Raw genomic sequence first — 22,798 nt, forward strand, 5'->3', positions numbered from 1 at the left:
ACCTGTGCCGCTTTTGGTCATCGTACAACGCGCGGTACAAGTCCTAGCAGGTCACAGGCCTGAGGCTCGGATCACGCGACGTGGCGGGGGCGGCGTCTCAAGGGCTGAGCCTGGCCTGGTGGTGCGGCGGCAGGTCGAGCCTGCGCAGCGACAGCAGGGACTCGCCGGGCCGCCACGCGACCACGAAGGAGGCGTAGTCGGACTCGGCGGGCATGACCTTGCCTGTGGTGACGAAGTCGCCCGCCAGGACCAGCCGGCCGTCGCGGGTCCACGCCATCGAGGTCGACTTGATCGACGCGGGCACCGGCATCGAGGGCAATCGCGTCCACGTCCGCGTGCCCAGGTCCAGCACCTGCACGTCGAGGTACTGGCGGGGCCCTGGCCAGGCGGGGTCGGCGAACCAGAGCGCGATCCGCCGCCCGTCAGGGCTCACCTCGGCCGTGGAGGGGGTGCCCTCGGTGTCAGGAGCCGGCAGCGGCGTGCGCCGGGCGGCCTCCGGCTCGACCAGCGCCGGCTCAGGCTGCGAGCCTTTCGAGACCAGGACGAGGTCGCGGGTGACGGCGTGCACCCTCTGCTCGGCGAAGACCTCCTGGCCCGTGGCCCTGTCGAGCAGCAGGGCGCGTTCCTGCTCGGCGAACGACAGTAGTCCCTGTGGGGTGTCCTGGGCGGGGGCCCGCGAGCAGGCGACCCGCAGTGCCCTGCCTCGCTCGCGGCCGCGGAAGTCGAGCGGGCGCAGGCGGCACTCGTCGGCCCTGACCCGTTGGAGCGTCCACACGCCCTTGCCGTCGGCGGCGGCGAACGCGAAGAGCGCCGTACCGCCGAGCGGGCGGGCCCGGTCGCCGGTCAGCAGGAACAGGCGGCCTCCGGCGTCGGCGTCGTCCGGGGTGGACATGACGAGCTCGCGCGAGCCCGCGGTGAAGGCCCAGGTCCGCTCGCCGTACGGCAGGCCGCGCACGCGGGTGCGGACGCGCGAGTCCACGTCGAGCCTGAAGACCTCGCCCTCGCCGGTGACCAGCAGGCGCAGCCCGCTGCCCGGCTCCAGCGGACGCCCCGAGACGGGCGGCATGGGGTCGCCGGGACCGTGGCGGGCGGTCTCCGCCGCCGCGCCGCGGCCGGGAACCGCCTCCTGGGTGGGCTGCGCGGCCTGGTTGGCCTGGGTGTTCTGGTTGGCCTGCGTGCTCTGAGCGGCCTGTGTGCCCTGAGCGGCCTGGGTGGAAGTACCGGAGCGCGGGGCGGTCGCGGAGGTGCCGCCCGCCGGGGTGCACCCCGCGACGGCGGCCAGAAGGGCGACCAGGGCGGCGGACAGGGCGGCGGGCAGGGCCGCAGTGAGTCTCACACCCCGGTCTACCGTCCCAGGCCGGAGAACGTTCCGGCCGCTCAGCGCCAGATCGTCACCGTGGTGTTGGCGGGGCGCTCCTCCCCGGCCAGCGGACGCTGGAAGCGCACCTGCTCGCCGTTCGTCAGATTGCGCACCCTCACCCGGTAGCCCTGCTGCTGCAGCTCCGTCGTCGCGTCCCGCACGCTCTTGAACACGACGTTCGGGACGATCCTGAACTCGGTCTGGTCCTCGGCCTGGCTGTTGTTCTTGCCGAACCAGTCCATCCAGCCGCCACCGCAGCGCGAGACCGTGACGCTGGTCATCGTGCCGGGGTCGACCTCGGCCTTCGGCCTGGGGTTCTGCGAGATGACCTGGCACGGCTCGGCGTCGTCGTCGACCTCGTTGACCTGTACCTGGAAGCCCTGCTCGGTGAGGAACTGGGCGGCCTCGTCCTTGGACATGCCGCTGACGTCGGGCATCACCAGCCCCGCGCTCAGCACCAGGTTGACGCGGGTGCCCTCCTTGACGCTGTCGCCGATACTCGGCCTGGTCTGCGTCACGAGACCGCGCTGCACCTTCGGGTTGGCGACCTTGGTCACCTTGCCGACCTTGAGGCCCTGCTCGGCCAGCTTGACCGCCGCGCTGTTCTGGTCGAGACCCTCGACGTTGGGCACGGTCACCCGCTTGGCGCCGAGCGAGGGCACGATCGTGATCGTCTGGCCGATCTCCACCTCGGTCTTGGAGGCGGGGTCGGTGCTCAGCACCTTGCCCTCCTCCATCTTCTCGTCGTACTGCCCCTGCGCCACCTTCACCACGAAGCCGTTCTTGGCGGCCTCGCTCTTGGCGACGGCGATGCTCCGCCCGACGAGGTCGGGCACGATCGCGTACTTGTTCTGCGCGAAGTACCAGCCGGTCAGGCCGACCGCGACCACCATCAGCGCGGCCAGCGTCACCAGGAACCAGTTGGGCCTGAACCCGCTCCGGGCGCGCCTGTGCGCGGGCGGCTCGCCGCCCTGCCCCGCGGGCGCGGTCAGCACCTCGGCGCGGGGCGCCACCAGCGTCGGGTTCGGCGCGGCCACCTTCGGCTGGGAGGGCGGCTGCGGATGCGGCTGCGAGGCGTTGGGCATGAAGTGCTGGCCCGTCGAGTACGGCGGGCTCGACTCCCTCGGCACCATCCTGTGCGCGTCGACGGCCGCCACCAGCATCGCGGAGGCGTCGGCCGGACGGTCCTGGGGATCGCGCGCGGTCGCCTGGGCCACCAGCGTGTCGATCAGCGGCGGCACCTCGGGGATCAGCGAGGAGGGCGGCGGGACGGTGTCGTGGACGTGCCGGTAGGCGACCGACATCGGCGTCTCGCCGTCGTACGGCTGGCGGCCGGTCACGAGCTCGAACAGCATGATGCCGGCGGCGTAGACGTCGCTGCGGACGTCGGCCCCTCCGGTGGTCACCTGCTCGGGCGACATGTAGCCGATCGTGCCGATCATCATGCCCGTGCGCGTCTGGTTCGTCGCCTCGATGGCCCTGGCAAGGCCGAAGTCGACGACCTTGACCCTGCCGTCGTCGGTCAGCAGGACGTTCTCCGGCTTCATGTCACGGTGGACCATGCCCTGCTGGTGGGCGGCGCCGAGCGCGGCCATCACCGGGATCATGATCTCCAGCGCCTCGCGGGCGGGCAGCCTGCCCCGCGCCCGCAGCACGTCGCGCAGCGTCTTGCCGGGCACGTACTCCATCGACAGGTACACCACGTCGCCGTCGGTACCCTGGTCGAAGACGTGCACCACATTGGGGTGCGAGAGGCTGGCCACCGACTTGGCCTCGCCGATGAACCTGCGCACGAACGCCGGGTCCTCGGCCAGCGAGGAGTGCATGACCTTCAGCGCGACCGTGCGGTCGAGCCGGATGTCGAGCGCAAGGTAGACCGTCGCCATCCCGCCCCGGGCGATCCGGGACTCGATGCGATAGCGCCCGTCGAGTAGTCGCCCTACCAGGGGGTCCGCGATCGTCGTGTCCACCCCGCAGAGTTTACGGGCGATTCGCCCCCGGCAGGGCCCGACAATCCCAAACCGATGCCCGTTTGATTCATGATCTTGAACAGGCCTGTGGGATGTGCGGGTGGCCGTGTGGCCGGGGTTTCCCGGGGTGTCGCGCGTGCCGGCGGACGGGGCTTCTCCGCCTCTCGTCGGCAACCCCGGACGGGCGCACCGCCGCGCCTGCCATCCCCGCCGGCCCGCGGGGCAGAGGGAGGGGACGGCGCGGTCTTCTCGAGGAGACCGGCGGCCGGCGGGGCTTCCGGAGGGAGCAGGAGGGCCGTGCTCTGAAAGATCGCCGGGGTCGGAGGGCGGGGTCAGAGGGTGGTCGGGGAGGACGCCTCGGCGTAGCGGCGGCGGGGGATTCGGCCCGCCTGGCGGGCCAGCCGTCCCGCCTGCACCGCGGCGCGCATCGCCGATGCCATCAGCTCGGGCCGCTGCGCCCGGGTGACCGCCGTCGCCAGCAGCACGGCGTCGCAGCCGAGCTCCATCGCCAGCGCCGCGTCGCTCGCCGTGCCGATGCCCGCGTCGAGGATCACCGGCACCGAGGCGGCCTCCACGATCAGCTCGATGTTGTGCGGGTTGCGGATGCCGAGCCCCGAGCCGATCGGCGCGCCCAGCGGCATCACCGCCGCGCACCCGGCCTGCTCCAGCCGCCGCGCCAGCGCCGGGTCGTCCCCGATGTACGGCAGGACCACGAACCCGTCGGCCACCAGCCGCTCGGCCGCGTCGAACGTCTCGATCGGATCGGGCAGCAGCGTCCGCTCGTCGTTGATGACCTCGAGCTTGACCCAGTTCGTGCCCAGCGCCTCGCGGGCCAGCCGCGCCGTCAGCACCGCCTCACCCGCCGTGAAGCACCCCGCGGTGTTCGGCAGGACCTTGATCTGGCGCGAGCGCAGCACGTCGAGGACCGAGCCCCTGGCGCCGGGGTCGAGGCGGCGCATGGCGACGGTGGTCAGCTCGGTGCCGGAGGCGACCAGCGCCTGGTCGAGCACCTCGAGGGAGGGCGCGCCTCCGGTGCCCATGATGAGCCTGGAGGAGAACTTCTCTCCGGCGATGATCAGCTCATCCACCCTGCACCGCCGTGAGGATCTCGATCCTGTCGCGGTCGGCCAGCGCCGTGGTCGCCCACGTACCCCTGGTGACCACCTCGTCGTTGACCGCCACGGCCACGCCCGTGGTCTGGGACGTCAGCCGCTGGACGGCCTGGGCCACGGTGGTGCCGTCGGGCACGTCGTGCGCGGCCCCGTTGATCGTCACGTGCATCAGATACTTCCTTGTCCGGCTGTCTGGAACCGCTGCGGCGAGCACAGGGCGGCCAGGTCGCCCTCCTCGCCCTGGAGGAGCGCGGTGGTGAGAGGGGACAGCAGCACGCCGCCCCTGTGGTGTCCGGTGGCCAGGGTGAGGCCGGGGCCGTACGGGCCGATGAGCGGCAGGTTGTCGGGGGTGCACGGCCGCAGGCCCGCCTCGATGTCGGCCACCTGCAGCTCGGTGACGCCGGGGACCAGTTCCCTCGCGTCGCGCAGCAGCTCGTACAGGCCGCCGGCCGTCACCCGGGTGTCGAAGCCGAGCTCTTCCTGGGTGGCGCCGACGACCAGCTCGCCGTCACCGCGCGGCACCAGGTAGACGGGCGAGCCGTGGACCATGCCGCGCACGCATCTGCCCAGCAGAGGGGAGGGCGAGCGCAGGCGCATGATCTGGCCCTTGACAGGGCGCACGGGCAGGCCGGCCAGGCCGCCGCTCCACGCGCCCGCCGCCAGCACGACCCGGTCGCCGAGCACGACGTCGCCGGCGCCCGTCTTCTCGTCAGGGGCCAGCCGTACGCCCACCACGGCCGTGCCGTCGCGGACCAGCTCTGTCACGCGCCGCCGTTCCACAGGGACGCCGGACCGCTCCAGGGCGGCCAGCAGGGCCGCGGTGACGCGCCTGGGGTCCACCCACGCGTCGCCCTCGGCGAGCACGCCACCTCTGACCGACGGCGCCAGCATCGGCTCCAGGCGGCGGCACTCGCGCCCCGTCAGCCGCCGCACCGGCAGCCCGAGCTTGTCCATGAACGCCGCCAGCTCCTCGAGCGCCGCCATGTCGTCGGCGCCGAAGGCGAGGTCCATGGTGCCCTGCGTGCGGTAGTCGAGGGCGAGCCCGCTGTCGGCCTCCAGCTCGGCGGCGAAGGCGGGCCAGCGTTCGAGGGCCGCCAGCCCCAGCCTGAGCAGCGGCTCCTCGGTGTAGGACACCTCGCTGACCGGGGCCAGCATGCCGGCGGCCGCGTGAGAGGCGCCCGAGGCCGGGGCCGGGTCGATCACCGTGACCCGGGCGCCCGAGCGGGCCAGACGCCAGGCGACGGACAGGCCCACCACGCCGCCGCCCACGATCAGATCCATCTCGCTCCCTTCGCCGGCATGATCCGGATCAGGTGTCTTGCGGTCGAAGGCCCTTCGAAGCCTTCCTCTCAGCCCGGTACGGCCGGACTCCCGCGCGTCTTCTCCGAACAAGCCTACTCATGGCCCGGACCCTGGTCGCCGGCGGTGGATTGGTTAAGGTCATGAGCGTGAATCATGTCGTGGTTGTGGGCGCGGGACTGGCAGGCATACGCAGCGTCGAGGCCCTCAGGTCTCGCGGATTCAGCGGCAGGATCACGCTGATCGGGGAGGAGCGGCACCGGCCCTACGACCGTCCGCCCCTGTCGAAGGCCGTGCTGCTCGGCACCGCCGACTCCAGCTTCGTCGACTCCGATCTCGACGCCATGGACGTGGAGCACAGGCCGGGGGTGTCGGCCAAGGGGCTGCGCGACGGCGTGGTGGAGACGACCGAGGGCGAGATCTCCTACGACGGCCTGGTCATCGCCACGGGAGCCGAGCCGATCAGGCTCCACGGCGAGGGCCGCCAGCACGTGCTGCGCACCCTCGACGACGCCCTGACCCTGCGCGCCCTGCTGGTCGAGAACGCCAAGGTCACGATCATCGGGGCGAGCTGGATCGGCGCCGAGGTGGCCACGGCCGCGCGCAGGGCGGGCTGCGAGATCACGGTCCTGGAGGCGGGTCCCACGCCGCTCTCGCACGTGGTCGGCCGCGAGGTGGGCGCCGACACCATCCCCTGGTACGAGGGGATGGACCTACGGCTCGACACCATGGTCGCCTCCGTCGACGAGGGAGGGGTGTCGCTGGTCAACGGCGGTTTCGTCGAGGCCGACGTGGTGGTGGCGGGCATCGGCGTCCGCCCGGCGGTCGAGTGGCTCGCGGGCTCCGACATCGACCTGCACAACGGGGTCGTCACCGACGAGCACCTGAGGACCTCCCTGCCGAACGTCGTCGCCGTCGGCGACTGCGCCGCGTGGTGGTCGCGCCGCTTCCACACCAGACTGCGGGTGGAGCACTGGGACACCGCGCTCAACGCCCCCGAGGTCGCCGTGGCGACGCTGCTGGGCGACGACGCCGTGTACGATCCGGTCCCGTACTTCTGGTCGGAGCAGTTCGGCCACATGGTGCAGTACGCGGGCCACCACGCGGGCGCGCGCCTGCTGCGCCGTGGCGATCCCACGGCGGCCAAGTGGTCGGTCTGCTGGTTGACAGACGAAGACAGGCTCGCGGGGGTGCTGACGGTCAACAAGCCCCGCGACCTCGTCCAGGGCCGGAGGATCATCGAGTCAGGGCAGCGCATGGACCCCCTCAGACTGGAAGATCCCGAGGTCGCGATACGTGACTGTGTAGTTTGAAGATGGATGCGATGTGGTAGTGGTGGATTCGTGACGCTTTCTGTTGCGCAGATAGACCGGGAAACGGACCAGCTCGTGGGTGAGTGGCTGACGCTCCCCGAAGTGGCCGACCGCCTCGACCTCACGATCGGGCGGGCCAAGCAGCTCCTGAAGGACCACAAGCTCCTCGGCGTACGGCGGGGCTCCGGCGGCCCTCAGGTCCCAGCGGTGTTCCTCGACGGCAAGGACGTGGTGAAGGGCCTGTCCGGCACGCTCATGCTCCTGCTGGACGCGGGTTACGACGACGTCGAGGCGATGCGCTGGCTGTTCACTCCCGACGAGTCCCTGCCCGGCTCGCCCATCGACGCGATCAAGGCCGGTCGCCACACCGAGGTCAAGCGGCGTGCCCAGGCGCTCGGTTTCTGAGGCCAGGCTCTACCTCTGCACCGACGGCAGGAGGGAGCGCGGCGACCTGGCCGACTTCCTCGACGCGGTGCTGAGCAACGGGGTCGACATCGTCCAGCTCAGGGAGAAGGGCCTGGAGGCGCGCGAGGAGCTCGCGCTGCTCGAGGTCTTCCGCGACGCGTGCGACCGCCACGGCAAGCTCATGGCGGTCAACGACAGGGCGGACCTCGCCTTCGCGGCCAGGCCCGACATCCTCCACCTCGGCCAGGACGACCTGCCGGTGACCGTCGCGCGGGAGATTCTCGGCGACGACATCCTCATCGGCAGGTCCACCCATGCGGCGGGGGAGGCCTCCGCCGCCGCCGTCGAGGAGGGCGTCGACTACTACTGCTGCGGTCCGATCTGGCCCACCCCGACGAAACCGGGACGGCCGGCGCCCGGCCCCGACCTGCTCAGGTACGCGGCGACGCTCGGTGACCGTCCATGGTTCGGCATCGGCGGCATCGACCTCGACAACCTGGACGAGGTCAGGTCCTACGGCGTGAGCCGCGTCGTGGTCGTCAGGGCGATCACCGAGGCCGACGACCCGGGGGCGGCCGCCGCCGAGTTCGCCAAGCGGCTGGCGTCGTAGCGGGGCCGCTCAGGTCTTGCGCGTGGTGGCGGCCACCGCCAGCTCGGCCAGCGCCGCACGGGCCTCGGCGGTGATCGGCGCGTCGTCGAGCGAGGTCAGTGCCTCCTCCAGGTACGTGCCGATCATCTCCTCGCACGCCTTGAGCGCGCCGCTGCCCTCGATGATGCCGCGCAGCTCGGCCACCCCCTCCGCGTCGAGGTCGGGGTCGCCGAGCAGCCTGCGGACGGTCGCGGCGTCCTCGGGGGTCGCCGAGGCCAGGGTGCGGGCGATGAGCATGGTGCGCTTGCCCTCGCGCAGGTCGTCACCGGCGGGCTTGCCGGTCTCGACGGGGTCGCCGAACACGCCGAGGATGTCGTCGCGCAGCTGGAAGGCGATGCCGACGCGGTTGCCGTACTCCACGCACAGCTCGTCGATCCACGGCGCGTTCCCGCCCGCGGCCAGCGTGAGGCCGAGCCTGAGGGGCTGCTCCACCGAGTACTTGCCGCTCTTGTAGAGCGCCACCCGCAAGGCCGACTCGAAGGTGTTCTCGCCGTGCGCCTGCTCCAGCAGGTCGAGGTACTGCCCGCACATCAGCTCGGTGCGCATGTGGTCGTGGTAGGGCTGGGTGGCGTTCAGGTGGGGCAGCCCGCATGAGCGCCACATCTCGCCCGACCAGATCAGCAGCAGGTTGCCCAGCAGGATCGCCGCGCCCTCGCCGAACTGCTCGGCCGAGCCGTACCAGTCGCTCTTCTCGTGCAGGCGCTGGAAGCGGCGGTGCGCCGAGGGCATGCCCCTGCGCAGGTCGCTCTTGTCCATCACGTCGTCGTGCACCAGGGCGCTGGCCTGCAGCAGCTCCAGCGAGGCCGCCGCGACGAAGATGCCCGGCTCGTCGGAGCCGCCCGCCGCGCGCCATCCCCAGTAGCAGAACGCGGGACGCAGCCGCTTGCCGCCCGCGAGCAGTTCCCTGGCCGCGTTGAGCAAGGGGACGAGGTCCGGGCCGTTGACGATGGGGCGTTGCCGGTCGAGGAACTCCCCGAGGGACCGATCAACCTCGGTGCGGAGGGTGTCCATGCTCATGCCATGAGAGTAACGGGCTGTAGCCAACGTTTCGATCTCCCGCTCCCGTCATATGGACGTGGCGACGGCGCCCGCATCCGTACCGGTAGCCTTGGATTATGGCTCTGGGTCGACCCTCCGTCCTTCCCGATCGCGTCCCCACGGTCCGCGATCTCCTCGCCTCTGGCGGCCGTTCCTTCTCCTTCGAGTTCTTCCCGCCGAAGAACGAGGAGGGCGAGCGCCAGCTCTGGCGGTCCATCAGGGAGCTGGAGGCGCTGCGGCCGACGTTCGTGTCCGTGACCTACGGCGCGGGCGGCTCCACCAGGGACCGCACGGTCGACATCGTGGAGCGGCTGGCCCATGAGACCACGCTCACCCCTGTGGCGCACTTCACCGCGGTCAACCACTCCATCCGTGAGCTCCGCCACCTCGTCGGGCGCTTCGCCGACGCGGGGGTGCGCAACATCCTGGCCGTCAGGGGCGACCCGCCCGGCGACCCCAACGGCGAGTGGATCCAGCACCCCGAAGGCGTGCTCTACGCCGAGGAGCTGGTCAAGCTGATCCGCCAGGCGGGTGACTTCTGCGTCGGCGTCGCGGCCTTCCCGTACAAGCATCCGCGCTCGCCGTCCATCGAGAGCGACACCGCGCACTTCGTCAGGAAGTGCGCGGCGGGCGCCGACTACGCGATCACCCAGATGTTCTTCCAGGCCGACGACTACCTCAGGCTCAGGGACAGGGTGGCCGCGAGCGGCTGCGACACCCCGATCATCCCGTGCATCATGCCCGTCACGAAGATGAGCACGATCGCCAGGTCGGAGCAGCTGTCGGGCGCGCCGTTCCCGCCGGATGTCGCCGCCCGCTTCGAGGCCGTGGCCGACGACCCCGCCGCGGTCAGGCGGCTGGGCATCGACCACGGGGCAGAGTTGTGCCAGCGGCTGCTCGACGAGGGCGCGCCCGGCATCCACTTCATCACCTTCAACAGGTCGAGCGCGACGCGTGAGGTCTTCCAGCTGATCCAGCCCGCCGCCCTGTCCGCCTGACCGGGCCTGCCGCAGGGCCCGGCTCCCCGTACCCGGTCAGGGGAGGGGCAGCGGCGTGCCCGCGATGGCGTAGTGCTCGTGGCCCCCGGGGAAGACGAACCGGGTGAGCAGGTCGGTGAAGCCGAGCGCCCGGTAGAGATGCCTGGCGGCGGTCGGCTGGTCGTGCGTAGACAGGACGGCCGAGCGCTCGGGCCGCCCCTCGCACAGGGCGTGGACGAGCGCCCTGCCGATGCCCTTGCCCTGGTAGTCGGGGTGGACGTGGATCTCGGCCAGTTCCAGCGAGTCGCCGAGCCACGCGTCGGCCACCGCGACGCCCGATCTCTCACGCAGCGCGCGGTAGACGACGTCGTGCCACCACTGTCCTGCCTGGCCGTGGAAGCCGTAGGCGAAGGCGACGGCCCTGCCGTCGGGCGGCGCGGCGAACAGGCAGCGGAAGGCGGGGTTGGCGCCGTGCCCCCGCATGATCGCCCGCCGGCCCGCGATCTGGTCCGCCGGCGGGTTCATGGCGGCCGTGTAGATGCCCATCACCGTGTCGAGCCGCTCGGTGAACTCCGCAGGTCCCGTACCGCGGATCTCGATCACTCGACCTCGACCGCCGTGCCGTCGGTGATGCGCAGGAGTTCGTCGAACGTCGTGGGGAAGACGGTGTGCGGGTGCCCGCCCGCGGCCCACACCTCGTCGTGCTTGTCCAGCCACGTGTCGACGAACGTGCGGATGGGGGCGGGATGCCCGACGGGCGCGACACCGCCGATGGGCTGCCCTGTCGCCTCGCGGACGAACTCGGGAGCGGCCCTGCGCACCCGCTGAACCCCCGCCGTGCGGGCGATCAGCTCGACGTCCACGCGGTGCGCGCCGCTGGTCAGGACGAGCAGGGGCGCGCCGTCGGCGTCGAAGATCAGGCTGTTGGCGATGGCGCCGACCTCGCAACCCAGCTGGCCGGCCGCCGCGGTGGCCGTGGGCGCCGATTCCGGCAGGACCACGATCTCCCCGGTGGCGCCCAGCTCACGCAGGGCCGATGCCACGCGAACAGCGTTCGGGTGCAAGAACTTTTCGGGCATGCGCCCACTCTAAACAGATTGACCCAAGAATTGCCGGTACATGGTGGTGCGCTAGGGTCCTTTGATTCGATTGTTAATCATTTGAGGGGATGGATGCATGGGAGCTCGACGCCAGCTCGGCCTGGCTGCTCTCTTGACGGTGGGCACCGTCGTTCTCTCAGCGTGCGGCTCGGCTGTCCCGCAGGAGACGCGGCCCGCCGCCGCGGTCGCGCGCATCGACTCGCCCGTCACCGCGGCGGGCGCGGTCGCGCAGGTGGAGAAGGTCGTCACCGCGCCTGACAAGACGCTGAAGCTCGGCTCGAAGGGCGCTGCGGTCGTGTGGCTGCAGAAGCGGCTCAAGCAGCTCAGCTACATGCCGGGCAAGCCCGACGGCAGGTACGGAGGGACCACCCTCGCCGCCGTGTGGGCGTTCCAGAAGGTCAACGGGATCAGGCCGACCAGCACCATCGGCAAGCGCACATGGGCCGCGCTGGAGAACCCGAGGTCGCCGCAGATCCTGGTCAAGAACGGCCAGCCCACCAGGGTCGAGGTCAACCTGGCCAAGCAGATCATGGTCTACTACGTCGACGACCAGGTGAAGCTGATCTCCCACACCTCGTCGGGCAGCGGCGTGCCGTACTGCGAGACGGCCGTGTGGCAGGGCAAGTCGCAGCGCTTCTGCGGGTCGGCGAGCACGCCGGCGGGCGACTTCAGGACGACGTGGCGGGCGTCGGGCTGGCACAAGTCGTACCTGGGCCAGCTCTACAACCCGATCTTCTTCAACGGCGGCATCGCCTTCCACGGGGCGCTGTCGGTTCCGCTGTACCCGGCCTCCCACGGCTGCGTGCGGCTGCCGATGAACGTGGCCGAGGTGCTGCCGGGGATGCTCGGCAAGGGCGTGCCCGTGCACGTCCGCGGCCGCTTCAAGCGCTAGCCGTACGGCACGCCGGTCCGGCGTCCGCGTCCGCTTCTGCGCAGGGTGCGCGTCCTCCCGGGGCGCGCGCCCTCCAGGCTCCCGGTTCCCGCCGTCGCGGCCCGCCTGCCACGCCGAGTTCCCGCCGTTCCCGCCGCGCGACGACCGGAATCCCCGTGCCGATCGCCTCGGCCACCCCCTCGGCTCGCCTGGACCACCCCTCGTGCGCGCAGGGTGGCGAAGCCCTCGTCGCGCCTGGGACCAGGAGACGCGCGGTTCGCGCCAGAACGGCGACAGGCCCCGTGCTCGTTGCTGTCATGGCTCCAGTAGGCCGTCACGTCCACGCAGGGGAGCCGCCAGGCGATCCTGAGCACCCTGCGACGGCGGGCCTCACCAGGACCTCCAGGACGCCCTCCGGGCTCTCCCTGACGTCCCATGTGAGCACGGAGGCGGCCTCGATGAGGAACTGCCCCGCGGGGGATCTCCGTCGTGCGGACCTCGCCGCAGGCCCGGTCGTGCGGCTGCCGGATCTGGATGGTCGTCAAGGGCGTCCTTCCCAGAGCGTGAAGAGCTGGGACGCGAAGGGCGGGTCAGGCGGTCGCTCTCGCCGGGCGGCCGAGCGCGTCGAGCCCGCCGGCCACGACCTGGGCGGCCCTGCGCACCGCCGTCCACGCCTCCGCGTACGGCTCGCCCTTCGCCAGGCTCATGACGGCGGCCAGCTTGGCCGCGCCGACCATCGCCCCCACGGCCGCCGCGGCCGACACGGGGTCGAGCTCGTCCGGATAGGCCGCGCACAGCGCCTCGGCAACCCGCCGCTGGCTGTCGAACAGCAGGTGGAGCGCCCTCGCCTGGAGCGCGGGCACCGTCATCACCAGCCGGAAGCGCTCGGCCGCCAGCCGGGAGGCGAACTCGTCCTCCCAGGTCGCGCCCGCTTCGACCACCCGCAGCAGCAGTTGCGCGACCGACTCGCCCTCCTGCCTGTGGCCGACCATGGAGAGGGTCCTGCCGAGACGCTCGTCGGCGTCGAAGAAGACGACCTCCTCCTTGGAGGCGAAGTAGCTGAAGAACGTGCGCGTCGACACCTCGGCCGAGGCGGCGATCTCGGCGAGCGTGGTCTGCTCGAACCCCTTCTCGGCGAACAGCCGCATCGCGCCCTCGACGAGAGCACGCCGGGTCTTGGCCTTTTTGCGCGCTCTAAGCCCTGCCTCGTCCGTCATGGAACTAATGTACTGCACTGATTGAATTTTTGCATTCGATGATGTTTTCTGGAGGGTGTCGATCTCACGAAGGAGTGCGGAATGACCTACCCGATGACCCGTCAGCGCACGTTCGACCCGCCCGACGAGCTGTTCGGCGACCCCGCGCCGGTGCGGCCGCTGACGTTCGCGGACGGGCACGAGGGCTGGCTCGTGACCGGACACGCGGCCGGCCGCGCGATGCTGGCCGATCCCCGCTTCAGCACCGACCCCCGGCGGCTGCATCCGCTCCTCATGTCGCGCAGGCTGCCGGAGAGCGACGTGCCGGCGGGGTTCTTCCTTCGGATGGACGCGCCCGAACACACGCACTACCGCAGGCTCCTCACCGGGCAGTTCACCGTACGCAGGATGAACCTGCTCAGGGCCCGCATCGAGGAGATCGCCGCGGACTGCCTCGACGAGATGGAACGCCAGGGTCCGCCCGCCGACCTGGTGCGCTCCTTCGCGCTGCCGATCCCCTCGCTGGTCATCTGCGAGCTGCTCGGCGTGCCGTACGAGGACAGGGAGCAGTTCCAGCGCGACTCGTCGCGGTTGCTCCGGCTGGAGAGCTCCCCCGAGGAACTGGCGGCCGCGGTCAGCGACCTGATCAAGTACTTCTACACCCTCATCGCGCGCAAGCGTGCCGAGCCGGAGAACGACATGCTCACCGGACTCGTCGCCAGTGGAGAGCTGAACGACGACGAGATCGCCGGCATGGGCTTCCTGCTGCTGGTGGCGGGGCACGAGACGACCGCCAACATGCTCGGGCTCGGCACGTTCGCGCTGCTCCAGAACCCCGACCAGCTCGCGATCGTCCGCGACGACGCCTCCGTGATCGACAACGCGGTGGAGGAACTGCTCCGCTACCTGTCGATCATCCACTTCGGCCCGACGAGGACCGCCATGGAGGACGTCGTCGTCGCGGGCACGCTGATCAAGGCGGGGGACTGCGTCGCGCTGTCCATCCCCGCCGCGAACCGCGACACCGCGCGCTACCCCGACCCCGCCGTCCTGGACGTACGGCGGCCCGCGAGCGGCCACCTGACCTTCGGTCACGGCATCCACCAGTGTCTCGGACAGCAACTGGCCAGGATCGAGATGCGGGTCGCCTACCCCGCCCTGCTCAAGCGCTTCCCTTCGCTCCGGTTGGCGGTCCCCGCCGACGAGGTGCCGATGCGCACGGACATGAGCATCTACGGCGTCCACTCCCTGGAGGTGGCCTGGTGAGGATCAACGCCGACAGGGGCGTGTGCATCGGCGCCGGCATGTGCGTGCTGACCGCGCCGCTGGTGTTCGACCAGGACGAGGACGAGGGCCTGGTCGTGTTGAAGGTCGCCGAGGTGCCACCAGAGGCCGAGGCCGCGGTCGCCCGCGCGCTCACGCTCTGCCCGTCCGGCGCCATCACCCGCGCGGACGAGGCACGCTGACCTCCCCGACGACGTGACCCGCGTCGTCGGGCCGTCGGGCGACACGCCCTGGGGTGACGTTCCCTCGCGGACGGCCGTGCCCTTGTCATGCCTCGCGCTCTCCGTCGCCGCCTTCGCAGGTCAAGCCGATTGATCGAACCTGTGTTCGCGATTCGGTTGACATTCATGGTCATCGAAATTATGTTCGACGGAGTGACGTGAGGCTCGCGGCTCACGTCGAAGAGCCTGGTCGCGGGTTCCCGCTACCCCCATGCGGGGCCCGCGGTCGGGTTCCACGGGCGAAGGGCGCGTCCTCGTCGTCGGCGGAGACGAGTGGGCGCGCGCTGGCCGGACGGGGAGAGGGGAAGCTCCTCGTCCGGCCGCCCGGCGGAAATGTCGGTGGGGTCTGCAAGTGTTGGCTTCACCGGCGGAAACGCCGGGGCCGCCAAGACCCCTCAAAGGAGGCTGGCATGACGACAAGGCTCAGCGACACGCACGGGCCCCGCCTGTCGCCCGCAGTCAGGGCGCATCTCACCGACTCACGCACCTGCCTGGCCGACGCCGTGACGGCCCGCACCCCCGCCACCCGCTACGTCGCCGCACACCTCGCCGCCCTGCGCGCGGCGGCGGCCATCCTGGCCGCGCGTCCGCGCCCGATGGAGGGCCGCAGGCGCAGGCTGCGCAGCGCGTGGGAGCTGCTGCCCGAGGCCGAGCCCAGGCTCGCCGAGTGGGCGGCCTACTTCTCGATCAGCGCCGCCAAGCGTGCCGCCGCGGAGGCCGGCATGGTGCGCGGCGTGACCATGGCCGACGCCGACGAGCTCCTGGCCGAGGCGGAGACGTTCGTCGCCACGGTCGAGGAGATCCTCGGCGTCCCCGGGCAGCCCGCCCTTCCCGTCAACGTTCCCCTGGCGGGCTGAGGGCCCGTCTCCCCTTTTCCCCTGGCCCAGGTTCCCGGCCGGTCGTCTCGTTCTCGTCGGTGGGAGGACGAAGCGCCCGCCCGGCAGGCCGTCCGGCTCGATCCCTCCGCGAGCCGGACTCCCCCTTCTCCTCACTGCGTTCCTCGCGTCGCGTTGTTCCTCGCGTCGCGTTGTTCCTCGCGTCGCCTGGCCGAACCCCCGGTGTCTTCCGCCAGAACGGATGCCGGGGCCGAGAACGTTCAGCACCAGGGCGACCGCCGCCCGGGCGTAGGCTGCCGGGCCGACGACCGGCGTTCCCCGATGCGGGGTGGCCCGTGGGCGGGATCGACCGCAACCCTTGCATCCGGCCGCCGGGCCGTCGGCCGGCGCAAGATGAGCGGCTGGATGTGATTGCTGCGGCGACAGGTCGTCGGGCGCTGACATCGGCTGGCGTTCCCTGATGCGGGGCGGCCTGCGGGCGGGATCGACCGCGACCCCTATGCCTGGCCGCCGTGGTCGCCGACGGGCCCACGATCGTGGACGGTGGCTCCTGGGGGCTCGCGGCCAGGCGCCGCTGGTCGTGCCGGCCACCACGGTCAGGGCGGGCTCGCGGCCCGGCTCGGTGGGTGGTGTCCGGCGTCGGCTCGGCTGTACGGCGCGGGCGACGGGCCGGCGCCGCGGCCGCTCAGGCACCCGCCGGTCGGCTCAGCCGGTTCCCCGTACCACCTGCTTGAACTCCGGGCACGCGATGAGCGGGTCGTGCGTGCAGGAGGCCGCGTGGCGCAGGCTGTCGCGCATCCTGGTGAGCTGGGCGATGCGGTCGTCCAGCTCGCTCGCCTTCTCCGCCATCCGCTCGCGCAGCGCGTCGTCGGACGGCTTGGCGTGCAGCAGCCGGCCGATCTCCGTCAACGTGAACCCCGCGCTCCTCGCACAGGCGATCAGCGCCAGCCGGCTGAGCGTCTCCGGCTCGTACGTCCGCCTGATCCCGTTACGCCCGGTCGCGCTGATCAGTCCCTTGCGCTCGTAGAACCGCAGCGCGGAGGCCGCGAGACCCGACCGCTGGGCCACCTCGCCGATGTCGAGCAGCATCCGTGACGCCCCCTTGACTTGAACCGCGCTTCAAGTCGCAGTGTAGGGGGCATGACGAAAGTTCACCATCTGAACCTGGCCTCCATGCGCACCGTCGACCCCACCTACGAAGGACTCGAACCGGCCCCCGCCGTCAGCCACGCGCTGCTGGTCGAGACCGACGCCCACGGCCTCGTCCTGGTCGAGACCGGCCTCGGGGTCGACTCGGTCGAACAGCCTGGCCAGGTCCTCGATCCCGAGTGGGTCGAGCTGGTCACCCCCAGGCTCGACAGGGACGAGACCGCGCTGCGCCGGCTCGCCGACCTCGGCCACGACCCCGCCGACGTGCGCCACATCGTGCTGACCCACCTCGACGTCGACCACGCGGGAGGGCTGCCCGACTTCCCCGAAGCCAGCGTGCACGTCATGGAGGCCGAGCACGCGGCGGCGATGGCAGAGGGACCGAGCCGCCGCTACCGTCCCGCCCACTGGTGGCACGGGCCCAACTGGCAGCTGTACGGCGCGGACGCGGGGGAGGAGTGGTTCGGCTTCGCCGGGGCCCAGCCGTTGCGCGGACTCTCGCAGGACTTCCTCCTGGTGCCGCTGGGCGGGCACACGGCAGGACACGCGGCCGTCGCCGTCAGGAACGGGGACGGATGGTTCCTGCACGCGGGCGACGCGTACTTCTACCACAAGGAGATCGACCCGGCCGACCCCGCGTCGCACCCGCTGTTCGACTTCGTGCAGCTGGACTCGCAGGTGGACGCCGAACTGCGGGTGGCCAACCAGGAGCGGCTGCGCGAGCTGGTGCGTGACCATTCCGACGAGGTGCGGGTGTTCTCCGCGCACGACCCGTGGGAGTTCGCCCGCCTCAGCGGATCCGCCTGACCTTGCGTTCGGAGGCGAACTCCTCGCCCGGCAGCCGCAGGAGACTCGCCGCCACAGAAGACCCCGGCCGCCGCAGGTGATCCCGGCCGCCGCAGGATACGGGGTGCCCCTGCGGGACGGCCGGTGCCACGAGACGACGAAAGAGGCGCTTCCCGGGAGATCCAGGGAAGCGCCCCACCCGCGCCTACAAGAGCCTTCAGAAGGACTCGACGGCCCTGCGGGCCTCCGCGTCCAGCACACCCCAGCTGATGAGCTCCTCGGTCAGCTCACTGGGCGACTTGTCATAGATGACGGCAAGCGAACGCAGGTCCTCCTGCCGGATGGAAAGGACCTTGCCGTTGTAGTCTCCACGCTGGCTCTGGATGGTGGCCGCGTAGCGTGCCAGAGCACCCGCCTTCTCCTTGGGCAGCGTCGCCAGGCGCTCCAGGTCGATCACAAGCTTCGGCGTGGGCCCGAGCGGGCTGGGTGCCGCACCCCCGGGCAGCAGTTCCGAGACCGGCACGCCGTAGAAATCGGCAAGCTCGGCAAGCTTCTGCACCGTGACCGCCCTGTCGCCACGCTCGTAGGAACCCACGACGACGGCTTTCCAGCGTCCACGCGACTTCTCTTCGACTCCATGCAGGGACAGGCCCTGCTGGGTGCGGATGGCGCGGAGTCGTGCACCCAGCGACTTGGCGTACTCAGACGGCATCGTGTGGCCCCCCGGCTCTTGTATGTGCTGCTCTCAGTAGATTGTGCTCCCTTGCGACGATTGCCCGGACCACCGGGGGGTGGGTGCCGTACAGGCACCTTCGGTAGCCGAGCCACTGGGGTTTACCCCAGAACGCCGCGAGGTGTGGTTACGGACAGTGACGGTAAAGCTGTGGACGCCTAAGGTCAAGCTGATTGGAAAAAAGATGCCGAATCCGGTCCGGGAGGGTCCGCCTCAAACATCACTGATGTCCCTTGCGTAACACTACTTCGTCACTGTTTGCCGAGAGCCCGAAGGCTGTCTGGGCAGAACGAGGACAGGACGCGGCGCCGCCCTTATGATCTTGACCGATGTGTCGCCGAGGAAGACCCGCCGCAGGGGTCCAGAACCGCTGGAGGCCAGGACGATCAGCTCGCCGTCCAGCCAGTCCGTCCCGCCCATGGCCTGGGCGACGTTCCTGCCCTCCAACGTCTCGACCGCCACTTCGGGCCGCCGGCTCGAAGCCGCCCGCTCCAGGTCGGTCATGGCCTGGGCGCGCAGGCCCTCCAGCATGTCCTGTTCGATCCTGGCCCGGCTCGCGCCGACCACCAGCGTCACCAGGCGCAGCGGCACGGCCAGCGTGACGGCGGTGGCCGCGGCGACCGCCAGAGCCGCGTCACAGGAAGGGGCGCGCCGGTAGGCCACGGTCAGCCGTTCGATGCGCGCCGGCGGATTCTCCGCGTAGCCCTTCGGCGTCAGCAGCACCGGCACAGGGGAGGCGTGCAGGAGCTGGTCGGCGGTGCTGCCGAGGGAGATGCGCGCCTTGGCTCCTCGCGGCCCTGAGCCGATCACGATGACGTCGGCGCCGATCTCGCGCGCCACCTCGACCAGGCCGCGGCCGCTGCCCCTGTGGAAGTGGGAGACGAATGCCGCGTGCTCGCCCACCCGCTTGCGCGCCTCCTCGAAGCCCGCCTCGACCTGCTCCAAGAGGTAGGCCCGCCATGCGCTCTCGTCGGCCCTGCCGGGGCCGGGCGTGCTCCAGGGCGGGGGCTGGATCGTGGCGACGCTCAGGCGCGCTCCCGCCTGCGCGGACAGCAGTTCGGCGAGCACCAGGCCGTCATGGCCCCGGGAGTCGGGCAGGAATCCGGCGAGGACGTGCTCGAGCTTCATCGGACGCTCCCGGTGTTGAGCCGCGAATGCCCGTAGCCGTAGATGATGTAGGCCACCAGGCCGACGCCCGTCCACAGCAGGAACGCGACCCAGGTGGCCCAGGCCAGCTGGGACATGAGGAGCAGGCAGAAGATCACGCCGAGGACCGGCGTGGCGGGGAACAGCGGCGTGCGGAAGCTGCGCGGCAGGTCGGGTCTGGTACGGCGGAGCACCAGCACGCCGACGTTGACGATGGCGAAGGCGAACAGCGTGCCGATGCTGGTGGCCTCGGCCAGCTGCCCGAGCGGCACGAAACCGGCGAGCACGGCGACGAACAGGCAGACGATGAGGGTGTTGGCGACGGGCACCTGGCGGCGCGGGTTGACCTTCTCGAAGATCTTGGGAATCAGCCCGTCGCGCGACATCGCGAACAGGATGCGGGTCTGGCCGTACAGCACGGTGATGACGACGCTGGCGATCGCGATGACCGCGCCGAAGGAGACGATCAGCCCAGGCCAGGTGGCTCCGGTGGCCAGGTCGACGATGAGCGCCAGGCTGGCCTCGGTGTTGTCGGGGTCGAAGTCGGTCCACGGCATGGCGCCGATCGCCGCCACGGCGACCAGGACATAGATCACCGTGACGATGACCAGCGACAGGATGATCGCCAGCGGCAGGTCCCGCCTGGGATTCTTGGCCTCCTCGCCTGCGGTCGAGGCGGCGTCGAAGCCGATGTAGGAGAAGAAGACCTGGGAGGCGGCGGCGGTGATGCCGGCGATGCCCAGCGGGGCGAAGGGGGTGAAGTTGCCCGCGTTGAAGGCGGTGAAGGCGACCACGCAGAAGAAGAGGAGCACCGCGACCTTGATGTACACGAAGATCGTGTTCGCGGTGGCCGACTCCGAGGTGCCACGCAGCAGCAGCCAGGTGGCCAGCGCGACGATCGCGATGGCCGTGAGATTGATCACCCCGCCCTGCATCGGGCCGTGGATGATCGAGGCCGGCAGCGCCCAGCCGAAGGCGCCTTCGAGGAAGGTGTTGAGGTACTCGCCCCATCCCACCGCCACGGCCGCCACGGAGACCGCGTACTCCAGCATCAGGCACCAGCCGCACACCCACGCCACGAGCTCGCCGAGCGTGGCGTAGGCATAGGAGTAGGACGAGCCCGACACGGGGATCGTCCCGGCCAGCTCGGCGTAGGACAGCGCCGAGAACAGCGCCGTGATGGCGGCGAGCACGAAGGACAGCACCACCGCGGGTCCTGCCTTCGGCACCGCCTGGCCGAGGATGACGAAGATCCCCGTGCCCAGCGTGGCGCCGACGCTGAACAGCGTCAGCTGCCACAGGGACATGGTGCGGCGAAGCTCGCCGCCCTCTCCATGTCCGGCCTCCGCTACGATCTGGTCGGTGGGCTTGGTGCGGAACAGCCGTTCGGCCAGCGCCACGGGCTCCTCCTTACAGTGTGCTGGACAGCGGCCAGGTGGCGTTGGGCGTGACGATGGTGCCCGCCCTGCCGTCCAGGATCTCCAGGGCCTGGTCCAGCTTCCCGATCGCGGCCATGTCGCCCGTCGTCTCCACGAACCTGCAGACCGCCTCCGCCTTCGGGCCCATGGACCCGGCGGGGAAGTCGATCGAACGCAGCTCGTGCGGCGTGGTGTGGCCGATCTCGGTCTGCTGGGGGGTGCCGAAGTCGCGCATGACACGCGGCACGTCGGTCAGGATGAGGAAGGCGTCGCATTCCAGGGCCTCGGCGAGCAGCGAGCCCGTCAGGTCCTTGTCGATGACGGCCTCCACGCCCGACAGGCGGCCGTTCTCGTCGCGGATGACGGGCACGCCGCCGCCGCCCGCGCACACGACGGTGACGCCGTCGCGCACCAGTTTGCGGATCAGCCGCGTCTCGACCACGCGCTGCGGTTTGGGCGAGGGCACGACGCGACGCCAGTACTGGCCGTCCTGCTTGACGGTCCAGCCGTACTCCGCGGCCAGCTTCTCCGCCTCCGCCTGCTCGTAGACCTGGCCGACGAACTTGGTCGGGTTGTCGAAGGCGGGGTCGACGGCCGACACCAGGGTCTGGGTGACGTGCGCGATCACCTGCCGGCCCGGCAGCGCGTTCTGCAACGCCTGCTGCATCCAGTAGCCGATCATGCCCTGGGTCTCGGCGCCCAGCGTGTCGAACGGGTAGGGCTTGGTCAGGTTGGGGTCGTTGGCGCTCTCCACCGCCAGCAGGCCCACCTGCGGGCCGTTCCCGTGGGTGATGATCAGCTCGTGCCGCTCGGCCACCTTGGCGAGCGTCTTGACCGCCACAGCCACGTTCGCCTGCTGGACGTCGGCGTCCGGTCTCTCCCCGCGTCGCAGGAGCGCGTTGCCCCCCAGCGCGACCAGCACCTTCACGTCAGCCCCCCAGCGTCGCGACCATGACGGCCTTGATGGTGTGCAGGCGGTTCTCGGCCTGGTCGAAGACGATCGAGCGAGGCGACTCGAAGACGCTCTCGGTGATCTCCAGCGCGTCGAGCCCGGTCTTCTCGTAGATCTCCTCGCCGACCTTGGTCTCCCTGTTGTGGAAGGCCGGCAGGCAGTGCATCACCTTGACGCCGTCGTTCCCCGTCGCCTTCACGACCTCGTCGTTGATCTGGTACGGCCTGAGCAGCTTGATCCGCTCGTCCCACACCTGTTTCGGCTCGCCCATCGACACCCACACGTCGGTGTAGAGGAAGTCGACGCCCTTGACGCCCTTGCCGACGTCGTCGGTGATCGTCAGCGTGGCGCCCGTCTGCTTGGCCAGGTCCTTGGCGGGCTTGACGACCATCTCGGTGTCGGGCTGCAGCGCCCTGGGCGCGACGAGCCGTACGTCCATGCCCAGCATCGCCCCCGTGACCAGCAGCGAGTTGCCCATGTTGTTGCGGGCGTCGCCGAGGTAGGCGAAGGAGACGTCGTGCAGCGGCTTGTCGCTGTGCTCCCGCATGGTGAGCATGTCGGCGAGCATCTGGGTGGGGTGCCACTCGTCGGTCAGGCCGTTCCAGACGGGCACGCCCGCGTAGGCGGCCAGTTCCTCGACGTACTCCTGTTCGAAGCCCCTGTACTCGATGCCGTCGAACATCCTGCCCAGCACGCGGGCGGTGTCCTTGACCGACTCCTTGTGGCCCATCTGCGAGCCCGCCGGGTCGAGGTAGGTGACGTGCGCGCCCTGGTCGTGCGCGGCGACCTCGAAGGCGCAGCGGGTGCGGGTCGAGGTCTTCTCGAAGATCAGCGCGATGTTCCTGCCCTTGAGCCGCGGCTGTTCGGTGCCCGCGTACTTGGCCCGCTTGAGCTCGGCGGAGAGCCCGAGCAGGAACCCGAACTCCGCGGGCGTGAAGTCGAGCTCCTTGAGGAAGCTGCGGTTGCGCAGGTTGAAGCTCATG

At 70.8% G+C, this 22,798-nt stretch carries 24 protein-coding genes and 1 riboswitch; of the genes, 9 read left to right on the forward strand and 15 right to left on the reverse strand.

Annotated features, from left to right (window positions below; all coding sequences use genetic code 11):
* Window positions 1-97 precede the first annotated feature (97 nt).
* The 5 genes from AC3EO4_RS01670 to thiO all read right to left on the reverse strand — a co-directional run bounded on the left by AC3EO4_RS01670 (window position 98) and on the right by thiO (window position 5,723).
* Complete coding sequence (locus AC3EO4_RS01670; protein ID WP_431893170.1) at window positions 98-1,336, reverse strand: hypothetical protein; 1,239 nt, start codon at window positions 1,334-1,336, stop codon at window positions 98-100.
* Window positions 1,337-1,377: 41 nt separating this feature from the next.
* Window positions 1,378-3,330: a Stk1 family PASTA domain-containing Ser/Thr kinase gene (gene pknB, locus AC3EO4_RS01675; RefSeq protein ID WP_431893173.1), complete on the reverse strand. Its 1,953-nt coding sequence runs from the start codon at window positions 3,328-3,330 to the stop codon at window positions 1,378-1,380.
* A 332-nt stretch (window positions 3,331-3,662) separates the two neighbouring features.
* Window positions 3,663-4,418, reverse strand: a complete 756-nt coding sequence (locus AC3EO4_RS01680) for a thiazole synthase (protein WP_379579435.1) — start codon at window positions 4,416-4,418, stop codon at window positions 3,663-3,665.
* Window positions 4,411-4,611 (reverse strand): sulfur carrier protein ThiS, encoded by a 201-nt coding sequence (gene thiS / locus AC3EO4_RS01685; RefSeq protein WP_379579433.1) that lies wholly within the window; start codon window positions 4,609-4,611, stop codon window positions 4,411-4,413. The genes AC3EO4_RS01680 and thiS overlap by 8 nt, the downstream gene beginning before the upstream one ends.
* Window positions 4,611-5,723: a glycine oxidase ThiO gene (gene thiO / locus AC3EO4_RS01690; RefSeq protein ID WP_431893176.1), complete on the reverse strand. Its 1,113-nt coding sequence runs from the start codon at window positions 5,721-5,723 to the stop codon at window positions 4,611-4,613. Before thiO ends, thiS begins: the two co-directional genes overlap by 1 nt.
* A riboswitch (TPP riboswitch) is annotated at window positions 5,712-5,827 on the reverse strand. It overlaps the preceding gene by 12 nt.
* A gap of 57 nt (window positions 5,828-5,884) precedes the next feature.
* On the opposite strand from thiO, the gene AC3EO4_RS01695 reads away from it, so the two are divergent.
* Genes AC3EO4_RS01695 through thiE form a run of 3 tightly spaced genes read left to right on the forward strand, consistent with a single transcriptional unit; the run spans window position 5,885 to window position 8,069 of the window.
* Window positions 5,885-7,054 carry an NAD(P)/FAD-dependent oxidoreductase gene (locus AC3EO4_RS01695; protein ID WP_431893179.1) on the forward strand — a complete coding sequence of 390 codons (1,170 nt, stop codon included), beginning with the start codon at window positions 5,885-5,887 and terminating at the stop codon, window positions 7,052-7,054.
* A gap of 30 nt (window positions 7,055-7,084) precedes the next feature.
* A complete protein-coding gene (locus tag AC3EO4_RS01700) occupies window positions 7,085-7,459 on the forward strand; it encodes an Rv2175c family DNA-binding protein (RefSeq protein WP_379579427.1) in 375 nt (124 codons plus the stop codon).
* A complete protein-coding gene (thiE, locus tag AC3EO4_RS01705; RefSeq protein ID WP_379579425.1) occupies window positions 7,437-8,069 on the forward strand; it encodes a thiamine phosphate synthase in 633 nt (210 codons plus the stop codon). Before AC3EO4_RS01700 ends, thiE begins: the two co-directional genes overlap by 23 nt.
* A 9-nt stretch (window positions 8,070-8,078) precedes the next feature.
* Here thiE and AC3EO4_RS01710 read toward each other — a convergent pair whose 3' ends face one another.
* Window positions 8,079-9,125 carry a polyprenyl synthetase family protein gene (locus tag AC3EO4_RS01710; RefSeq protein ID WP_379579423.1) on the reverse strand — a complete coding sequence of 349 codons (1,047 nt, stop codon included), beginning with the start codon at window positions 9,123-9,125 and terminating at the stop codon, window positions 8,079-8,081.
* Window positions 9,126-9,223: 98 nt separating this feature from the next.
* Between AC3EO4_RS01710 and metF the strand changes: the two genes are divergently transcribed.
* On the forward strand, window positions 9,224-10,144 hold the full coding sequence (metF, locus tag AC3EO4_RS01715) for a methylenetetrahydrofolate reductase [NAD(P)H] (RefSeq protein ID WP_379579421.1): 921 nt from the start codon (window positions 9,224-9,226) through the stop codon (window positions 10,142-10,144).
* A gap of 36 nt (window positions 10,145-10,180) precedes the next feature.
* On the opposite strand, the gene AC3EO4_RS01720 is transcribed toward metF, so the two are convergent.
* Both AC3EO4_RS01720 and AC3EO4_RS01725 read right to left on the reverse strand, forming a co-directional pair.
* Window positions 10,181-10,726: a GNAT family N-acetyltransferase gene (locus AC3EO4_RS01720; protein ID WP_379579419.1), complete on the reverse strand. Its 546-nt coding sequence runs from the start codon at window positions 10,724-10,726 to the stop codon at window positions 10,181-10,183.
* Window positions 10,723-11,202: a YbaK/EbsC family protein gene (locus tag AC3EO4_RS01725; RefSeq protein WP_431893183.1), complete on the reverse strand. Its 480-nt coding sequence runs from the start codon at window positions 11,200-11,202 to the stop codon at window positions 10,723-10,725. The genes AC3EO4_RS01720 and AC3EO4_RS01725 overlap by 4 nt, the downstream gene beginning before the upstream one ends.
* Window positions 11,203-11,299: 97 nt before the next feature.
* Here AC3EO4_RS01725 and AC3EO4_RS01730 point away from each other — a divergent pair, with 97 nt between their 5' ends.
* A complete protein-coding gene (locus tag AC3EO4_RS01730) occupies window positions 11,300-12,115 on the forward strand; it encodes a L,D-transpeptidase family protein (protein ID WP_431893186.1) in 816 nt (271 codons plus the stop codon).
* A 569-nt stretch (window positions 12,116-12,684) separates the two neighbouring features.
* Here AC3EO4_RS01730 and AC3EO4_RS01735 read toward each other — a convergent pair.
* Window positions 12,685-13,311: a TetR/AcrR family transcriptional regulator gene (locus tag AC3EO4_RS01735; RefSeq protein WP_431893189.1), complete on the reverse strand. Its 627-nt coding sequence runs from the start codon at window positions 13,309-13,311 to the stop codon at window positions 12,685-12,687.
* Between the two features lie 81 nt (window positions 13,312-13,392).
* Here AC3EO4_RS01735 and AC3EO4_RS01740 point away from each other — a divergent pair, with 81 nt between their 5' ends.
* The 3 genes from AC3EO4_RS01740 to AC3EO4_RS01750 all read left to right on the forward strand — a co-directional run bounded on the left by AC3EO4_RS01740 (window position 13,393) and on the right by AC3EO4_RS01750 (window position 15,652).
* Complete coding sequence (locus AC3EO4_RS01740) at window positions 13,393-14,556, forward strand: cytochrome P450 (RefSeq protein WP_379579411.1); 1,164 nt, start codon at window positions 13,393-13,395, stop codon at window positions 14,554-14,556.
* Entirely contained in the window at window positions 14,553-14,756 is a 204-nt protein-coding gene (locus AC3EO4_RS01745; RefSeq protein WP_379579409.1) for a ferredoxin, read from the forward strand. The genes AC3EO4_RS01740 and AC3EO4_RS01745 overlap by 4 nt, the downstream gene beginning before the upstream one ends.
* A gap of 449 nt (window positions 14,757-15,205) precedes the next feature.
* Complete coding sequence (locus AC3EO4_RS01750; protein ID WP_379579407.1) at window positions 15,206-15,652, forward strand: SAV_6107 family HEPN domain-containing protein; 447 nt, start codon at window positions 15,206-15,208, stop codon at window positions 15,650-15,652.
* Window positions 15,653-16,336: 684 nt separating this feature from the next.
* On the opposite strand, the gene AC3EO4_RS01755 is transcribed toward AC3EO4_RS01750, so the two are convergent.
* A complete protein-coding gene (locus AC3EO4_RS01755; RefSeq protein WP_379579405.1) occupies window positions 16,337-16,720 on the reverse strand; it encodes a MerR family transcriptional regulator in 384 nt (127 codons plus the stop codon).
* A 51-nt stretch (window positions 16,721-16,771) separates the two neighbouring features.
* On the opposite strand from AC3EO4_RS01755, the gene AC3EO4_RS01760 reads away from it, so the two are divergent.
* Window positions 16,772-17,587, forward strand: coding sequence for an MBL fold metallo-hydrolase (locus tag AC3EO4_RS01760; RefSeq protein ID WP_431893193.1), 816 nt, complete (start codon window positions 16,772-16,774; stop codon window positions 17,585-17,587).
* Window positions 17,588-17,783: 196 nt separating this feature from the next.
* On the opposite strand, the gene bldD is transcribed toward AC3EO4_RS01760, so the two are convergent.
* The 5 genes from bldD to argF form a co-directional block, all read right to left on the reverse strand.
* Window positions 17,784-18,278 carry a transcriptional regulator BldD gene (gene bldD, locus AC3EO4_RS01765; protein WP_026214021.1) on the reverse strand — a complete coding sequence of 165 codons (495 nt, stop codon included), beginning with the start codon at window positions 18,276-18,278 and terminating at the stop codon, window positions 17,784-17,786.
* 264 nt (window positions 18,279-18,542) lie between these two features.
* Entirely contained in the window at window positions 18,543-19,427 is an 885-nt protein-coding gene (locus AC3EO4_RS01770) for a universal stress protein (protein ID WP_431893198.1), read from the reverse strand.
* Complete coding sequence (locus AC3EO4_RS01775; RefSeq protein ID WP_431893200.1) at window positions 19,424-20,845, reverse strand: amino acid permease; 1,422 nt, start codon at window positions 20,843-20,845, stop codon at window positions 19,424-19,426. The genes AC3EO4_RS01770 and AC3EO4_RS01775 overlap by 4 nt, the downstream gene beginning before the upstream one ends.
* Window positions 20,846-20,855: 10 nt before the next feature.
* Window positions 20,856-21,791, reverse strand: coding sequence for a carbamate kinase (arcC, locus tag AC3EO4_RS01780; RefSeq protein ID WP_379579397.1), 936 nt, complete (start codon window positions 21,789-21,791; stop codon window positions 20,856-20,858).
* A gap of 1 nt (window position 21,792) precedes the next feature.
* Window positions 21,793-22,797 (reverse strand): ornithine carbamoyltransferase, encoded by a 1,005-nt coding sequence (gene argF / locus AC3EO4_RS01785; RefSeq protein WP_379579395.1) that lies wholly within the window; start codon window positions 22,795-22,797, stop codon window positions 21,793-21,795.
* Window position 22,798 lies beyond the last annotated feature (1 nt).

This window comes from Nonomuraea sp. bgisy101 (assembly GCF_057708945.1).

Excerpts from the sequence above, each read along its gene's own strand:
- thiS (WP_379579433.1), bottom strand. The coding sequence starts at position 4,611 with ATGCACGTGACGATCAACGGGGCCGCGCACGACGTGCCCGACGGCACC.
- thiO (WP_431893176.1), bottom strand. The coding sequence starts at position 5,723 with ATGGATCTGATCGTGGGCGGCGGCGTGGTGGGCCTGTCCGTCGCCTGG.
- AC3EO4_RS01695 (WP_431893179.1), top strand. The coding sequence starts at position 5,885 with ATGAGCGTGAATCATGTCGTGGTTGTGGGCGCGGGACTGGCAGGCATA.
- AC3EO4_RS01710 (WP_379579423.1), bottom strand. The coding sequence starts at position 9,125 with ATGAGCATGGACACCCTCCGCACCGAGGTTGATCGGTCCCTCGGGGAG.
- metF (WP_379579421.1), top strand. The coding sequence starts at position 9,224 with ATGGCTCTGGGTCGACCCTCCGTCCTTCCCGATCGCGTCCCCACGGTC.
- AC3EO4_RS01725 (WP_431893183.1), bottom strand. The coding sequence starts at position 11,202 with ATGCCCGAAAAGTTCTTGCACCCGAACGCTGTTCGCGTGGCATCGGCC.
- AC3EO4_RS01730 (WP_431893186.1), top strand. The coding sequence starts at position 11,300 with ATGGGAGCTCGACGCCAGCTCGGCCTGGCTGCTCTCTTGACGGTGGGC.
- AC3EO4_RS01735 (WP_431893189.1), bottom strand. The coding sequence starts at position 13,311 with ATGACGGACGAGGCAGGGCTTAGAGCGCGCAAAAAGGCCAAGACCCGG.
- AC3EO4_RS01740 (WP_379579411.1), top strand. The coding sequence starts at position 13,393 with ATGACCTACCCGATGACCCGTCAGCGCACGTTCGACCCGCCCGACGAG.
- AC3EO4_RS01750 (WP_379579407.1), top strand. The coding sequence starts at position 15,206 with ATGACGACAAGGCTCAGCGACACGCACGGGCCCCGCCTGTCGCCCGCA.
- AC3EO4_RS01755 (WP_379579405.1), bottom strand. The coding sequence starts at position 16,720 with ATGCTGCTCGACATCGGCGAGGTGGCCCAGCGGTCGGGTCTCGCGGCC.
- AC3EO4_RS01760 (WP_431893193.1), top strand. The coding sequence starts at position 16,772 with ATGACGAAAGTTCACCATCTGAACCTGGCCTCCATGCGCACCGTCGAC.
- bldD (WP_026214021.1), bottom strand. The coding sequence starts at position 18,278 with ATGCCGTCTGAGTACGCCAAGTCGCTGGGTGCACGACTCCGCGCCATC.
- AC3EO4_RS01770 (WP_431893198.1), bottom strand. The coding sequence starts at position 19,427 with ATGAAGCTCGAGCACGTCCTCGCCGGATTCCTGCCCGACTCCCGGGGC.
- argF (WP_379579395.1), bottom strand. The coding sequence starts at position 22,797 with ATGAGCTTCAACCTGCGCAACCGCAGCTTCCTCAAGGAGCTCGACTTC.